This is a genomic window from Streptomyces griseoruber, assembly GCF_001514205.1.
Lineage (GTDB): Bacteria > Actinomycetota > Actinomycetes > Streptomycetales > Streptomycetaceae > Streptomyces > Streptomyces griseoruber.
Genome location: NZ_KQ948772.1, coordinates 296,705 through 310,911 on the forward strand (window position 1 = coordinate 296,705; position 14,207 = coordinate 310,911).

14 protein-coding genes, 3 tRNA genes and 2 pseudogenes are annotated in these 14,207 nt (G+C 73.9%); 8 read left to right on the plus strand and 11 right to left on the minus strand.

Annotated features, from left to right (window positions below):
- The 4 genes from mmpA to AQJ64_RS25430 form a co-directional block, all read right to left on the minus strand.
- Positions 1 to 144 (minus strand): morphogenic membrane protein MmpA (mmpA, locus tag AQJ64_RS52460; RefSeq protein WP_099054161.1); only part of this gene is annotated, 144 nt, incomplete at its 3' end.
- 99 nt (positions 145 to 243) lie between these two features.
- Positions 244 to 939 (minus strand): endonuclease V, encoded by a 696-nt coding sequence (locus tag AQJ64_RS25420; protein ID WP_055638721.1) that lies wholly within the window; start codon positions 937 to 939, stop codon positions 244 to 246.
- A gap of 60 nt (positions 940 to 999) precedes the next feature.
- Entirely contained in the window at positions 1,000 to 1,332 is a 333-nt protein-coding gene (locus tag AQJ64_RS25425; protein ID WP_055638720.1) for a hypothetical protein, read from the minus strand.
- Positions 1,333 to 1,395: 63 nt separating this feature from the next.
- Complete coding sequence (locus tag AQJ64_RS25430) at positions 1,396 to 2,505, minus strand: WD40/YVTN/BNR-like repeat-containing protein (RefSeq protein WP_167739017.1); 1,110 nt, start codon at positions 2,503 to 2,505, stop codon at positions 1,396 to 1,398.
- A 225-nt stretch (positions 2,506 to 2,730) separates the two neighbouring features.
- On the opposite strand from AQJ64_RS25430, the gene ssgD reads away from it, so the two are divergent.
- The 5 genes from ssgD (at position 2,731) to AQJ64_RS25455 (ending at position 8,098) form a co-directional block, all read left to right on the plus strand.
- On the plus strand, positions 2,731 to 3,147 hold the full coding sequence (gene ssgD, locus AQJ64_RS25435; protein WP_055638718.1) for a spore wall synthesis regulator SsgD: 417 nt from the start codon (positions 2,731 to 2,733) through the stop codon (positions 3,145 to 3,147).
- Positions 3,148 to 3,430: 283 nt separating this feature from the next.
- Positions 3,431 to 5,053, plus strand: a complete 1,623-nt coding sequence (locus tag AQJ64_RS25440; RefSeq protein WP_059203007.1) for an ABC-F family ATP-binding cassette domain-containing protein — start codon at positions 3,431 to 3,433, stop codon at positions 5,051 to 5,053.
- Between the two features lie 161 nt (positions 5,054 to 5,214).
- The gene (gene ddaH / locus AQJ64_RS25445) at positions 5,215 to 5,991 is read left to right on the plus strand and encodes a dimethylargininase (RefSeq protein ID WP_055638357.1); all 777 of its coding nucleotides are present in this window, start codon (positions 5,215 to 5,217) and stop codon (positions 5,989 to 5,991) included.
- Between the two features lie 219 nt (positions 5,992 to 6,210).
- Positions 6,211 to 7,185, plus strand: a complete 975-nt coding sequence (locus tag AQJ64_RS25450; protein WP_055638358.1) for an acyl-ACP desaturase — start codon at positions 6,211 to 6,213, stop codon at positions 7,183 to 7,185.
- A 79-nt stretch (positions 7,186 to 7,264) separates the two neighbouring features.
- Positions 7,265 to 8,098 (plus strand): hypothetical protein, encoded by an 834-nt coding sequence (locus AQJ64_RS25455; RefSeq protein ID WP_055638359.1) that lies wholly within the window; start codon positions 7,265 to 7,267, stop codon positions 8,096 to 8,098.
- A gap of 16 nt (positions 8,099 to 8,114) precedes the next feature.
- Here the strand turns inward: AQJ64_RS25455 and AQJ64_RS25460 are convergent.
- A tRNA-Trp gene (locus AQJ64_RS25460) sits at positions 8,115 to 8,190 on the minus strand.
- 57 nt (positions 8,191 to 8,247) lie between these two features.
- Between AQJ64_RS25460 and AQJ64_RS46420 the strand changes: the two are divergent.
- Both AQJ64_RS46420 and AQJ64_RS25465 read left to right on the plus strand, forming a co-directional pair.
- A pseudogene (locus AQJ64_RS46420) lies at positions 8,248 to 8,433 on the plus strand (hypothetical protein); the annotation flags it as partial.
- Between the two features lie 33 nt (positions 8,434 to 8,466).
- Positions 8,467 to 8,904, plus strand: a pseudogene (locus tag AQJ64_RS25465) (AAA family ATPase); the annotation flags it as partial.
- Between the two features lie 24 nt (positions 8,905 to 8,928).
- Here the strand turns inward: AQJ64_RS25465 and AQJ64_RS25470 are convergent.
- The 5 genes from AQJ64_RS25470 to AQJ64_RS25490 form a co-directional block, all read right to left on the minus strand.
- The gene (locus tag AQJ64_RS25470) at positions 8,929 to 10,128 is read right to left on the minus strand and encodes a leucine-rich repeat domain-containing protein (RefSeq protein ID WP_240512950.1); all 1,200 of its coding nucleotides are present in this window, start codon (positions 10,126 to 10,128) and stop codon (positions 8,929 to 8,931) included.
- Positions 10,125 to 11,486: an SDR family NAD(P)-dependent oxidoreductase gene (locus AQJ64_RS25475; RefSeq protein ID WP_055638362.1), complete on the minus strand. Its 1,362-nt coding sequence runs from the start codon at positions 11,484 to 11,486 to the stop codon at positions 10,125 to 10,127. The genes AQJ64_RS25470 and AQJ64_RS25475 overlap by 4 nt, the downstream gene beginning before the upstream one ends.
- A 29-nt stretch (positions 11,487 to 11,515) precedes the next feature.
- A tRNA-Asp gene (locus tag AQJ64_RS25480) sits at positions 11,516 to 11,587 on the minus strand.
- Between the two features lie 8 nt (positions 11,588 to 11,595).
- Positions 11,596 to 11,667: transfer RNA gene (locus tag AQJ64_RS25485), tRNA-Gly, on the minus strand.
- An 87-nt stretch (positions 11,668 to 11,754) separates the two neighbouring features.
- Positions 11,755 to 12,000 carry a WhiB family transcriptional regulator gene (locus tag AQJ64_RS25490; protein WP_167739013.1) on the minus strand — a complete coding sequence of 82 codons (246 nt, stop codon included), beginning with the start codon at positions 11,998 to 12,000 and terminating at the stop codon, positions 11,755 to 11,757.
- 268 nt (positions 12,001 to 12,268) lie between these two features.
- Here AQJ64_RS25490 and AQJ64_RS25495 point away from each other — a divergent pair, with 268 nt between their 5' ends.
- Positions 12,269 to 13,060 (plus strand): VOC family protein, encoded by a 792-nt coding sequence (locus AQJ64_RS25495; protein ID WP_055638364.1) that lies wholly within the window; start codon positions 12,269 to 12,271, stop codon positions 13,058 to 13,060.
- A 20-nt stretch (positions 13,061 to 13,080) separates the two neighbouring features.
- Here AQJ64_RS25495 and AQJ64_RS25500 read toward each other — a convergent pair whose 3' ends face one another.
- Complete coding sequence (locus AQJ64_RS25500) at positions 13,081 to 14,106, minus strand: LacI family DNA-binding transcriptional regulator (RefSeq protein WP_059203008.1); 1,026 nt, start codon at positions 14,104 to 14,106, stop codon at positions 13,081 to 13,083.
- Positions 14,107 to 14,207 lie beyond the last annotated feature (101 nt).

Sequence of the window (14,207 nt, forward strand, 5' to 3'; positions counted from 1 at the left end):
CACCGGCCACTCGACGAGCGTGTAGATCATGCCGACGATCCAGCCGAGGCCCGCGAGCACGGCGAGGATCAGGGCGGCGTTGACGGCGCGCTCGACGGGCCGGTCCGGGTCGGCGAGGGGCTTCGGGGCACGGTGCGTGGTCATGGGCACAGCCTCGCCGCCGGCAGGCGGCGCCCACATCCGTACGGATACTCAGACGACGTACTCAGACGGGGTGCCCGTACGGCCCGTCAGGGCGGCTCGTCAGGGCCCGCCCGTCGCCTCCCGGAGTGCCCGCCGGCACAGCGCGTCGGCCCTGCGGGTCGTCTCCGGGAGACGGAACCGGGGCGTCAGGGCGAGAGTGTGGGCGCAGGCGGTCTCCAGGGTCGTGCGGTGGCCGACGGAGACGAAGACCGGCTTGACGTCCTGCCGGGTGCGCAGGGCCCGCCCCACCTCCTCGGCGCCCGCGAGCAGCGGCGAGGACGCTCCGCGCGGTGCGTCCGGGGCGTCGTACGTGAAGGTGAACGGGTTCTTCGCGACGCCGATCGTGGGCAGGCCGGTGACGACTCCGAGGTGGCTCGCGAGGCCGAAGCGGCGCGGGTGGGCGAGGCCGTAGCCGTCGCAGACGACCAGGCCGGGCGGGACGGGCAGGGCGTCCAGGGCCGCCAGCACGGTCGGGATCTCGCGGAAGGCGAGCAGACCGGGCACGTACGGGAACGAGATCCGGCCGACGGCGGTGGCCTCCGCGACGACGTCGAGGCTCGCCGCGTCCAGCACGACGGCCGCGGCCGCGACGACGTCCCGTTCGTCGTCGTAGGCGACGTCCACCCCCGTCACCCGGCCGGTCCCGGGCGGCGGGCCCGTCTCGTCGAGCAGCACGCGGACCCGCAGCTCGTCCTGGACGGCGCGGGCCTCCTCCTCGGTCGCGGGCCAGCCCGCGGGAATGTCTACGGTCGTCATGGTGGTGACGAGCGTACGGCTCCCGCGCGCGGGCCCGCGATCAGGTCTCCCGGCGGCCCGTCAGCCCTTCCGGCCGTCCAGGGCGCGCTGCAACTGGCTCTTGTCCATGCTCGAACGGCCCTTGATGCCGCGCCGCCTGGCCTCCTCGTAGAGCTGGTCGTACGTGGGCCCCTGGGCGCCCTTGCCTGACCTCAGTCCGCCCCGCCTGCCGGACGAGATGTCCTCGGTGGAGGTGCGGCTCGCGGTCTTCGACTCGCCGGAGCGGGCACGTTCCTTGTTGACCGTGCGCGCGGCGATCTCCTCCGCGCGGCGAGGGCTCTCGCCCCGGTCCCGCGCGCTCTCCTTGATGTGCTCGTACTGGCGCTCCCGCTTGGGGCTCGCACCGCGTGGCATGTGCGCTCACTCCCTCCGGCCGCGCTGGGCCTTCGTGTACGCGGTCCGGGTACCCCGGACCGGTCAGTTCTCCAGCCGTGCCGCCCGCCCTTGTTCGCCCGCCGCCCAGCAGCCGCCGCCGGGGGCGCAGTCGACGGTGTCGTAGGAGCCGGAGTCGAGGGTGCGCCAGGTGCGGCCGGCGTCGGTGGTGAGGTCGGTGCCGGTGGGGCCGACGGCGAGGGCGGCGGCGCGGCGGTGCGGGAGCCAGGTCACGCCGGAGCGGTAGGCGGGCGGCGCGGTGGCGGCGGGGCGCCAGGTGCGGCCCGCGTCGCCGGTGCCGGCGGCGGCGTCCGGGGAGGGCTGCCCGGCGCGGTAGTCGCCGCCGACGGCGAGGCCGTGCGTACGGTCGCGGAAGGCGAGGGCGAACACCCCGCGCGCGGGGTCGCCCGCGGGGACGGGGGTGTCGGCGGCGGTCCAGGTCAGTCCCCGGTCGGCGGAGTGCAGCACACGCGCGCGTGCCGCTCCGCCGGTGGCCAGCCACACGTCCCTCGGCCCGGAGGAGACCAGGCACTGGCCGCCGGCGGCGAAGCCGGCCTCGCCGTCCAGGGCGGCCGGCATGCCGGTGTCCGGCAGCACCGTCCAGGACCGGCCGCCGTCGGCGGTCGACAGGATGCGGAACCTTCCGTCCACCGGATCGCTCATCGCGAGGCCGTGGCGGCGGTCGAAGAAGGTCATGCAGTCGTAGAACGCCTTCGCGTCGGTGTTGCGGAAGGACTCCGTCCAGGTCGCCCCGCCGTCGTCGGTGCGGTACACGCGCGAGGCCTCGCCCTCGCCGATCGCCAGCACCACCGCGCGGCGCGCGTCGAACGCCTCGATGTCGCGGAACTGCAGGTCGGCCGCGCCGGGCGGAGAGACGTCGCGCCAGCTCGCCCCGCCGTCGGTGGTGCGCAGCACGGTGCCCCGGGTGCCGGACAGCCACGCGGTGTGCCGGTCGACCGCGGACAGCCCGCGGAAGCGGACCGAGACGCTGCCGGTGTCCTTCGGCGCCCAGTGCGGATCGCCGTGCGCGTGGGCGGGTGCGGCGGGCAGCGTGGCCAGCGCCGCCGCGCAGGCCGCCGCCGCGGCGGCCCACGCCCTCCCCCGTGCAGTTCTTACCGTCCTTACCGTGCGTCGCGTCTTCCCCAAGCGCCTCATGGCGCGGGAAGCTAGCCCACGGCCCCGATGGCGTCCAGAGGGCCTCGGCCGCCTCGACCGCCCTGCCCGCAACGGCGGGAGAGGTGTGTCACTTCCCTGCATGAAGGCGGTGACCGAGGTCACTCGTCATCGGTGTGCACGGATCGGCCGGTTCCAGCGTCTCTTCCTGTATCCGGACGCCGTCCGGCCGGTAGTCCCTCACGTCGTCAGCAAGGGAGCAAGGCGTTGTCCACCGTCATCGAGCAGCCCGTTGAGGCCCGCCTGGTCGCCGCCGCGCCCCGGATGCCCAGCATCCCCGCCATGCTGCACTACGACCGGAGCGATCCGTTCGCCGTCCGGATGACCTTCCCGGCCCCCGCGACCCTGGAGGGCGTCGAGGTCTGCTGGACGTTCGCCCGTGATCTGCTCGCCGCCGGCCTCGAGCGGGCCGAGGGCCACGGCGACGTCCGTGTCCGGCCGTACGGGTACGACCGCACGGTGCTGGAGTTCCACGCCCCCGAGGGCACCGCCGTCGTGCACGTCCACTCGTCGGACATCCGCCGCTTCCTGAGCGCCAGCGGGGAACTGGTGCCGGTCGGTCTGGAGCACCTCCAGCTCGATCTGGACCACGACCTCGCGCAACTGATGCGGGACGCCTGCTGAACCGCGGGCGGCCGGTTTTAATCCTTTGACGGGGCTGTCGGCCCCTCCTATCGTCTGAATCGGTCCTGTTGCCGTCGATTGGAGAAGGACGTTGCTCGTCTGAGGTCCTGAGACACCATGCCCCGCACCCGTGCGGGCGCTGCGTGCGACCTCGGCGTCTTCGAGCCGTCCCGAGCAACAGGGCTCTCCGTATGCCCGCGCTCCCGCTCCCGCGGTGGTCGCCGCCCTCCGGTGTCTCGACACGCGTATGCCCCTGACCGCACACGCACACCGCGAGGCCCCTTTGACACGATCCATCACCTGCTCCTCCCTCTCCTTCTCCTGGCCCGACGGCACCGCCGTCCTCGACGGCCTGGACGTCTCCTTCGGCCCCGGCCGGACCGGGCTCGTCGGCGTCAACGGCTCCGGCAAGTCGACCCTGCTGAAGCTGGTCGCCGGGCTGCTGACCCCCACCGAGGGCACCGTGCGCGTCTCCGGCGAGATCGGCCACCTGCCGCAGAACGTCACGCTCGACACCGGTCTGCGGGTCGACGACGTCCTCGGCATCGCCGTACCGCGGGCCGCCCTGCACGCCATCGAGGCCGGCGACGCCTCGGAGGAGCACTTCGAAGCCCTCGGCGACGACTGGGACGTGGAGGAACGCGCCCTGGCCACCCTGGGCGAGCTCGGCCTCGGCCACATCGGCCTGGACCGCACCGTCGGCGAGGTGTCCGGCGGCGAGTCGGTCCTGCTGCGGCTGGCCGCGCTGCTGCTGCGCCGCCCCGACGTCCTGCTGCTCGACGAACCCACCAACAACCTCGACCTCCACGCCCGGCGGCGGCTGTACGCGGCCGTGGAGTCCTGGCCGGGCGTGCTGGTCGTGGTCAGCCACGACCGGGAACTGCTGGAGCTCGTCGACCAGATCGCCGACCTGCGCGGCGGGGAGATCACCTGGTACGGCGGCACCTTCTCCGCCTACGAGGAGGCGCTCGCCGGCGAGCAGGAGGCGGCCGAGCGCATGGTGCGCGTCGCGGAGGCCGATCTGCGTCGGCAGAAGCGCGAACTGGCCGACGCCCAGGTCAAGCTCGCCCGCCGCAAGCGCTACGGGCAGAAGATGTTCGAACAGAAACGCGAGCCGAAGATCGTCATGGGGGCGCGTCGGCGCGCGGCGCAGGAGTCCGCGGGCAAGCACCGCATCCTGCACGAGGAACGCCTCACCGAGGCCAGGGAACGGCTCGACGAGGCCGCGGAGGCCGTACGGGACGACGACGAGATCCGTGTGGAGCTGCCGTTCACGGCCGTCCCGCCGGGGCGTGAGGTCCTCACCCTGCGGGACCTGGAACTCGCGTACGGCGCGCGCGTGGCGGGCGGTCTCGACCTGCGCGGGCCGGAGCGCGTGGCGCTCGTCGGACGCAACGGCGCGGGCAAGACGACCCTGCTGCGCACCGTCGCCGGGGAGCTGGCGCCGGTCGCGGGCGAGGCACACGCGCACGTGCCGCTGCGGTTCCTGCCGCAGCGCCTGGACGTCCTGGACGACACGCTGACGGTCGCCGAGAACGTGGCGCGGTTCGCGCCGGCCGCCACGAACAACCGGGTCCGGGCCCGGCTCGCCCGGTTCCTGTTCCGGGGCGCCCGCGCGGACCAGAACGCGGGCACGCTGTCCGGCGGGGAGCGCTTCCGGGCGGCCCTGGCGGCCCTGATGCTCGCCGAGCCGGCCCCTCAGCTGCTGCTGCTGGACGAGCCGACGAACAACCTCGACATGGCGAGTGTGCGGCAGCTCACCACGGCCCTGGAGTCCTACGAGGGCGCCCTCGTCGTCGCCAGTCACGATCTGCCGTTCCTGGAGTCGATCGGGATCACCCGCTGGCTGCTGCTGGACGGGGAGTTGCGCGAGAGCAGCCTCGAGGAGGTGACGGACCCGGCCTAGGCGGGGCGGTCTCAGGAGGGGCACAGGCGGGCGCCAGGGGTTTTGTCCTGGTGGGCCCGCGCTGCATGATGGCGGACCGGCGCCGTGTCAGGGGCGCCGGTCGGACCTCCGGCGCGACCCGCCGGCCGGGCCCGAGCCACCGCTGATTCGGAGACCCGTCCGTGCCCAGCAGGAAAGCCCTCGTCCGCCGCCCCGGCCCCCGCCTCGCCGAAGGGCTGGTGACCCACGTCGAGCGCGAGAAGATCGATGTCGACCTCGCCCTCGAACAGTGGGAGGCGTACACGGAGACGCTGCGCGCGCACGGCTGGGAGACGATCGAGGTCGACCCGGCCGACGACTGCCCCGACGCCGTGTTCGTCGAGGACACGGTGGTCATGTACAGGAACGTCGCCCTGATCGCGCGCCCCGGCGCCGAGTCCCGGCGCGAGGAGACCGACGGGGTCGAGGAGGCCGTGGCCCGCCTCGGCTGCTCGGTGAACTGGATCTGGGAGCCGGGCACCCTGGACGGCGGCGACGTCCTGAAGGTGGGCGACACGATCTACGTCGGCCGCGGCGGACGGACCAACGCCGCCGGGCTCCAGCAGGTGCGGGCGGCCTTCGAGCCGCTCGGGGCGCGGGTGGTCGCCGTACCGGTGAGCAAGGTGTTGCATCTGAAATCGGCGGTCACCGCGCTGCCCGACGGTACGGTGATCGGGCACATCCCCAAGGTGGACCGGCCCTCGCTGTTCCCCCGGTTCCTGTCGGTGCCCGAGGAGGCCGGGTCGCACGTGGTGCTCCTGGGCGGGCCGAAGCTGCTCATGTCGGCGACCGCGCCCCGGTCGGCCGAGCTCTTCGCCGACCTCGGCCTCGAGCCCGTCACGGTCGACATCGGCGAGTTCGAGAAGCTCGAGGGATGTGTGACATGCCTCTCGGTGCGACTGCGGGAGCTGTACGCCTGACCGGGTGATCGAATCACCTTCCCGGCCCTGGGACCTGCGGATCCCGGGGGGTGTTCGACACCCCTCGAAATCCCTTGGGGAGCCCGGCTGATCAGCGATCTTTACAGCACCCTTAACCTACGGCTTCGTAACCTACGGTTTCGTAGCCTACGATCCCGTAGGTTCCGGCAATCGCTCGCCGGAGTGTTCCGCTCCGTTTTCCGTCCCCTGGAGTACCTCGTGACGATCACCTCCCCTCACCTCGGCAGCCCCGCCGTCTGGACCGACGCCAAGCTGCTGTACGCACTCGAGGAAGTGGTCGAGACCGAACTCAACCGGCATCTGAAGGTCGCCAAGGACTGGATGCCGCACGAGTACGTGCCCTGGAGCGACGGCCGCAACTTCCCCGGCCTCTTCGAGGACGGCGAGGCCTGGGACAAGGAGCAGTCCAAGGTCACCGAGATCGGCCGGATCGCGCTCGTGGTGAACCTCCTCACCGAGGACAACCTCCCCAGTTACCACCACGAGATCGCCTCCCTGTTCGGCCGGGACGGCGCCTGGGGCACCTGGGTGCACCGCTGGACCGCCGAGGAGGGCCGCCACGGCATCGTGATGCGCGACTACCTGCTCGCCTCGCGCGCGGTGGACCCGGACAAGCTGGAGCGGTTCCGGATGGAACACATGAGCGAGGGCTTCGAGTCGGACAACCGCCACTCGATGCTGCACTCGGTCGCCTACGTCGCCTTCCAGGAGCTCGCGACCCGCATCTCGCACCGCAACACCGGCCACCAGTCCGGCGACCCGGTCTGCGACCGCATGCTGGCCCGGATCGCGACCGACGAGAACCTGCACATGGTCTTCTACCGCAACCTGCTGAAGGCCGCGTTCGAGCTCGCCCCCGACCTCACCATGCAGGCCGTGCGGGACGTCATCGTGAACTTCCGGATGCCCGGCCACGGCATGCCCGGCTTCGAGCGGTTCGCCGCGCAGATGGCCATCGGCGAGGTCTACAACCTGCGCATCCACCACGACGACGTCCTCCAGCCCGTGCTGCGCCACCTGAAGGTCATGGACATCGACGGCCTCGGCGCCGACGGCCGCCAGGCCCAGGAGGAGCTGGGTCTGTTCCTGGGCGGCCTGGACTCGGAGGCGGCGAAGTTCGACGAGAAGCTGGCGGCGCGCAAGGCGCGCATGGCGGCGCGCGCCGGGGCCTGACACCCGGGCTGGAACCACCGAGAAGGGGCGTACCGAAACAGCGGTGCGCCCTGTCGGCGCTGTGCGGCATCATGCCGCCATGCTCGACGACACCACGCGACTGGCGGTCGGCCTCCTGCTGGACCTGACCGACGACGACACCGCGGCCCGCGTCCGGGCGCGCATCGGGCTGCACTCCGGCGAACCGTCCCGACTGGCCCGGCGGCGGATCCGACGGGCCTGGAACTGGTCCCCCGTACCGTCGTCCGTCGCGCTGTGGACACTGGAACAGGACGACCCGCAGCTGAACGCCCTGGTCTGGCCCCACCTGGGCAGGAACACGGGCCTGCGGCGGGCCGTCGTGCGCGGGCTGCCCTTCGGCCCCGGCCGCACGGCGCCCGTGCCGGTGGATCCCAAGCTGGCGGGTGAGGAACCCGAGATCCCCGGGAGTTACGTCCGCCACGGCCTCGTGGGCGCCCTGCGCGCGGTGGACTCCATGTCCCGGGCCCGCGCGGCCAGCTCCATGGTGCTGACCCGGGAGGACTGGTCGACGGTCGCCGAGGCGGACGCCGAACAGCCACTGCCGGGCTACACCCGCTGGGTGCTCTCGATACGCCCGGACTGTCCGCCCGCGCTGCGCGCCCGGTTCGGCACGCACGCCAAGTTCACGCACCGGCTGCGGCAGGCGGGCGTGCTGGACGGGCCCGCCGCGTACGCGACCGGCCACGGCCCGGCGGTCCGCGTCCTCGAAGTCCTCGCCATGGGCCGTCTGATGTTCCCGGCCCGGGTCCCCGACGCCGAGCGCGCCCTGCGCCCGCTCGTCCACCGCCACCTCGGCAACCGTGAGGAGGCCTGGGCCGTGCTGGCCCAGATCGCCGAGACCTTCCACGGAACGGCCCCGGAGCTGCTGATGACGGCGGGAGCCCTCGCCTGAGCACGGCCGAGGAGGGGGCGGGGCGGCTGGATTCGAACCAGCGTGTTCCAGTTTTGGAGACCGGTGCGGCTGCCTCTGCGCTACGGCCCCGCCCTTGCCGCAGAGCGTAATGCCTTGGCCCGTTGTCGGAGCGGCGGCGGCGTGCGCCGGTGGTGGATCTCGCCGATCGGCGGGCGCTGGAGGCCTGTCGGCCGGCCGATCCCGAGGTCGTCGAGGAGGCGCGGCGGCTGAAGGAGGCGGCACCGCTGGACTTCGGACTGACCGAGTCGGCGGTGGCGTCCTGGCTGTACACCAAGTGCCACCGCCAGATCCCGACGACGGCCGTGGACACGGCGGTCTGCCGGCCGAACCCGAGCTGCGCGAGGACCCTCGACGAGGAGGGCCGGGCCTGGATCACCAAGCGCGCCCTGGAGCGGCTGATCAAGCTGCACCGGCGGGGGCTGCCGCTGGAGATGGCGACGGTCTACCTCGGCGACGGCGCGTACGCGCCCGTGCCGCTGACCGCGCTGATCGACCGCCTCCGGGGCCGCCCGGTCACCGGCCTCGGCGAACTGGCCCGGGACGCGGACGCCTGGGAGGCCCGGCTGCGCCGTGCCGCCGGGCGTTCGGACGAGGGCGGTGACGAGGGTGACGTCGTCCACCAGATCCTCGCCAACGCCGAGCTGTCCCAGCTGCGCAGGCATCGCGCGGTGGTGGCCCGGCTGGTGCGTCATCTGCCGCCGAAGCTGCGGGCGACGTATCTGGTGGGGGCGTCGGAGAAGCACCAGCGGTTCTGGAGGGAGGTGTGCACGGGGAAGGGGCGGTGAGGGCGCGAGCCGGCCGGGGGCCGGTCAGTCCTCCGGTGAGCTCTCCGGTGTCAGGGGTGCCGTGCGGTGGACGCTGCGTACGGCGGCCACGTCGGGGGCCACGGACGGGGGCGGGACGTGGGCGCTGAGCGCCGCGAGGCGGCGTTTGACGCTGGTCGCGATGGACCGGCCGAGGACGAGGCGGGTGGCCGTGGCGGCGCGGGGCGCGTGGTCGAGCAGACGGTGGGCCTCGCGGCTGCGCAGGCCCGTGTGGCGCAGGTACAGGTGGGCGAGGCGGTGTTCACCGGCGGCCAGCGTCCGGCCGATGCGGTCGGCGGCCTCCAGGTCGAGCCGGTTGTCGGCCGCGCCGAGCACGGCGGCGGCACGCACCCGGCCGAGGTCCAGCAGGGTGACCCCGGCGGCGGTGGCCGCGTCCACCAGCAGGGCGGCGGCCCGCGGCCCGATGCCGTTGCTGGCGACGGACAGGCGGGTGAGCCGCCCGTACGGCGCCCGGGCCAGCGCGTCGGCGAGCCGGAGGGCGCCGGCGTCGCCCAGCCGGGCGGCGGACACGTACAGCTCGTCGACGGCCCCGGCGGCGATCACCGCGGCGAGCGCCTCGGCGCCCGGTGCGCCCAGCGGGTTGCCGCCGACGAAGAGCCGCTCGATGCGCCGTCCGCCGTCGGCGGCGGCCCGCAGGGCGTCGGCGAGCCGTGCGGCGCCGGACGCGTCCAGGCCCGTCTGGACGAGGTCGAGGGTGCGCAGGGTGCGTGCGGACTCGATGAGTTCGGCGGCCGCCCGGCCCGCCCCGCCGCCCAGCGGGTTGCGCTTGAGCCAGACACCGGTGACGACCTGCGGCGAGGCGCGCAGCTGGTCGGCGATCCGGCAGGCGCCGCCGGCGGTGATGCCGTTGCAGCCGAGGTAGAGCGTCTCGACCGGCGCGTCGGTGCCGGCCACGGCGGCGGCGCCCTCGTCGCCGAGGGCGTCGGTGCCCAGCAGCAGATGCCGTACCGGCGACGGGCCGTCGGCCAGGGCCTCGGCGACCAGCGCCGCCCCCTCGGCGCCGAGCCCCTGCTTGCACAGGTCCAGACGCCCGTCCGGCAGCGCGGTCCCGGCCGTGAAGTCCAGCCGCTCCCCCGCCGGCCGCCCGGCACGCAGCCAGTCGAGCAGCGGGGCGAGATCGGCGAGCGGCCGGGGAACGACAGGGGGCACTCCGGCGAACCCGGCCGGCTGGTTCTCCTCGTTCACCACTGCGCCTCCCGGTAGTCCTTCAGGAACACGCCCGACACCGGGTCCCCGGCCTCGCCGCGCACGATCGGGTCGTACACCCGGGCCGCGCCGTCGACGATGTCGAGCGGGGTGCGGAAGCCGGCGCCCGCCATCCGGGCCTTCTTCGGTGCCGGGTTCTCGTCGGTGATCCAGCCGGTGTCGACGGCGCACATGTGGACGCCCCGGGCCGCGAGTTCGGCGGCGCTGGTGCGGGTGAGCATGTTGAGGGCGGCCTTGGCCATGTTGGTGTGCGGGTGCCCCGCCATCTTGTTGCGCACGGTGAACCGGCCCTCGACGGCGGTGACGTTGACGACGTACCGGCGCGGGTGCGGGGAGGCGAGCAGCAGCGGCAGCAGCCGGTCGCACAGCAGGGCGGGGGCGAGGGCGTTGACGAGCTGGGTCTCCAGGACCTCGGCCGGGTCGAGCGCGCCGAGCGTCGCCGACCAGGAGTTCTCCGGGGAGGGGTCCGGCAGCAGACCGGCCTCGTCGGCCTCGCGCAGGGCCGCGGGCAGCGCGGCGGCCCCGCCCGGGAGCATGCGCATCGGCGCGAACCCGGGGGCCTGGCGCGCCCCCTCGGGCAGCGCGTCGACCTCGCCGGCCGCGAGCAGGGCGTACGACTGCGGGGGGCGGCGCACGGTCTGGGCCGCGTTGTTGACGAGGATGTCGAGGGGCCGGCCCTCGGCGCGCAGGTCCTCGCACAGACCCAGTACCTGGCGCGGGTCACGCAGGTCGACGGCGAGCACGGTGAGCCGGTCCAGCCACTGAGCGCTGCCCGGTTCGGCCCGGAAGCGGCGCACGGTGTCGTGCGGGAACCGGGAGGTGACCTGGACCTCCGCGCCGTCGCGCAGCATCATCAGCGCCAGCTGGAAGCCGATCTTCACGCGGCCGCCGGTCAGCAGGACGCGCCGCCCGCGCAGATCGGTGCTCAGGGCACGGCGGGCGGTGTTGTCGGCGGCGCAGCCGGGGCAGAGCCGGTGGTAGAAGGTGTCGACCTGTCGATACGGCGACTTGCAGACGTAGCAGGTGCGTGGCCGCCGGAACACGCCTCCGTCACCGGTGTCGGCGCCGGTCAGGGGGGCGTCCTCGCGCCGGCCCGGAGCTCCGGTGGCGGTGGCGGCCATCGCGGCGGCGTCGGCGGCCGACAACTCGGCGCCGCGGGCCTTGCGGCGGCGCAGCCGTCCGTCGCGCGCGAAGGACGCGGCGACCTGCTCGGCGCGCAGCCGTACGGGATCGTCGACGGGCAGCGCGCGCAGCCTGCCCACCAGTGCGTGGAAGGCGGCCAGTTCCGTCTCGGTGACCGGCGCGGTGACCGCCGCCGGCCCCATCTCCTCGCCCATCCGTCCCCGCCCCCGTGCTCGCCGTACCGTGGTCCCGGCCGGATTCGAACCGGCGTATCCACCTTGACAGGGTGGTGAGTCTGCCTCTGCTCTACAGGACCGTTCCGCGCCCGGACGACCGGATTCGAACCGGCGTATCCGGCTGGGCAAGCCGGTGCGGCTGCCTCTGCGCTACGTCCGGAGGCGCCCCCGGATCCTAACCGCACCCCCGCGACGCGGTCTCCCGGTTTTTCGAGGCGCCTCTCCCGGTCCACCGCCCGGTGACGGGTCAGCAGGACGTGCGCCTGATCTGGAGGCGCTCCTTCTCGGACAGGCCGCCCCAGACACCGAAGCGCTCGTCGTTGGCCAGGGCGTACTCGAGACAGGCCACGCGCATGTCGCACATGCCGCAGATGCGCTTGGCCTCGCGCACCGAGCTGCCGGGCTCCGGGAAGAAGAAGTCCGCCCCGGTCTGCGCGCACAGCGCCTGGCGCTGCCAGCCGAGGTCGGACGTGGGGATCGTGTCGGTATGCATGGCCAGGATCGTGCCGTGCGGCGAAAAACGTTCGATCAACGCCGGATATACGCAGCGGGCGCAGGCCTCCGGCCGCCCCGATGATGACGCCGTGACCGGCCTCGGCGCACGGCGGCGCGCGGAACGCGCACCACCAAGGAGACCCGCCGCGGTCACCGACGGTGAAGGAGGTCCGCGCGGGCCGTCCGCGGCACTCCGGCGGCGATTGTCAGTGGGCGGTGCAAGACTCGGCAGTGCAGGCAACGGGACCCTTGTGAGGAGGGCGGAGATGCTCACCACCCGTTTCGTCGACGGCGCTCCGAACTGGATCGACCTCGGCACGCCCGACATCGACGGCGCCACCTCCTTCTACGGCGCCCTGTTCGGCTGGCGGTTCGCGTCCGCGGGGCCGGAGGCCGGCGGTTACGGCTTCTTCCAGTCGGACGGCAGAACCGTCGCGGGCGGTATGCAGACCACGCCCGCGCAGGGTCCCCCGTCCTGGACGGTCTATTTCCAGTCGTCGGACGTGGACGCCACCGCCAAGGCCGCCGAACGGGCCCACGGCCGGGTGCTCTTCGCTCCCATGGACGTGATGGGACAGGGCATGATGGCGATCGTCGCCGACTCGGCGGGGGTGCCCTTCGGCCTCTGGCAGCCGGGCCGGAACAAGGGCGTGGACCTGGCCGGCGAGCCCGGTTCGCTGTGCTGGGTGGAGCTGTACACGCCGGACATCGCCGCGGCGGCCGCCTTCTACTACGCGGCGCTGGGTCTGGAGACCTCCGCGGTCCCCTTCCCCGGCGGCGTGTACACCTGTGTCAATCCCCCGGGTGGGAGCGAGGACGCCATGTTCGGCGGGTTCGTGACACTGGCCGACGACCCGACCGAGGCGCGGGACGGGGCGTACTGGCTGCCGTACTTCGAGGTCGCGGACGTGGACGCGGTGGCCGCCGAGGCGGAGGCGCGGGGCGGCGCGGTCCGGATGCCCGCGGCGGACGTCGAGGGCGTCGGCCGCATGGCCCGGCTGGCCGACCCGTACGGGGCGCGTTTCGCGGTGATCAGGAGCGCGCAGCAGGAGGGCTGAGGGCCGGCCGGCGGACGGGCTCAGGTCGAGGCACGGCGCACCAGGGTGGTCGGCAGGACCACACCGGCCGGGGTCTCCTCCGGGGTGCGCGGGTCGAGGCGGCGCAGCAGGAGGCGGGCCATGATCCGGCCCATCTCCTCGATGTCCTGACGGACCGTCGTCAGCGGCGGGTCGGTGGCCTCGGCGACCGGCAGCATGTCGTCGAAGCCGACGACCGCCACGTCCTCGGGCACCCGCCGCCCCCGCTCGCGCAGCACGCGCAGGGCGCCGGAGGCGGTGAGGTCGTTCGCGGCGAACACGGCGTCGACGTCCGGGCAGCGGTCCAGGAGGGCGCGCATGGCGCGCTCCCCGCCGGCGGGCGTGAAGTCGCTCTCCACGACGAGCCGCGCATCGGCCCCGCCCATGACGTCCCGGTAGCCGTCCAGCCGGTCGGCCGCCGAGGTCTGGTCGAGGGGGCCGGTGAGGTGCGCGATCCGGGTGCGGCCGAGGCCGACGAGATGGCGTACGGCCTCGCGGGCCCCGCCGCGGTTGTCGCTGTCGACGTACGCCACGCCGGCCTCGCCGTCGCTCCAGCCGGGGCGGCCGCCGAACACGGTGGGCAGGCCGGCGCCCCGGATGAGGCCGGGGAGCGGGTCGTCGAGGTGGAGGGAGAAGACCAGGGCGCCGTCGACATGACCGCCGGCGAGATAGCGGGCGACGCGCGTGTGGTCGTCGCGGCCCTCGGTGAGCAGCAGGACCAGCTGGTTGTCCTGGGCGGTCAGCTCCTTGCTGATGCCGCGGAGCTGGAGCGCGAAGAACGGGTCGGCGAAGACCCTGGTCTCCGGTTCGGCGATGACGACGGCCACGGCGCCGTGCCGCTTCGTCACCAGGCTGCGGGCCGCCTGGTTGGGCACGTACCCGAGTTCCTCCACGGCCCGCCGGACCCGCTCCGCCAGAGGCTCCCGGACCCCGTCCCCACCGTTGACGACCCTCGACACGGTGGCCCTGGACACCCCGGCCCGCGCGGCCACGGCCTCCAGGGTGGGACGCTGTGCGGTCTCGGTCACGTCGGGGCTCCTCCTCGGGTGGGTGCGGATCAGGATAGCTCCGGGAGGGGGTCGGTGAGAGCGCTCTCGCCGCCGGGCGGGCGCGGGGCACCGGGCGGTCG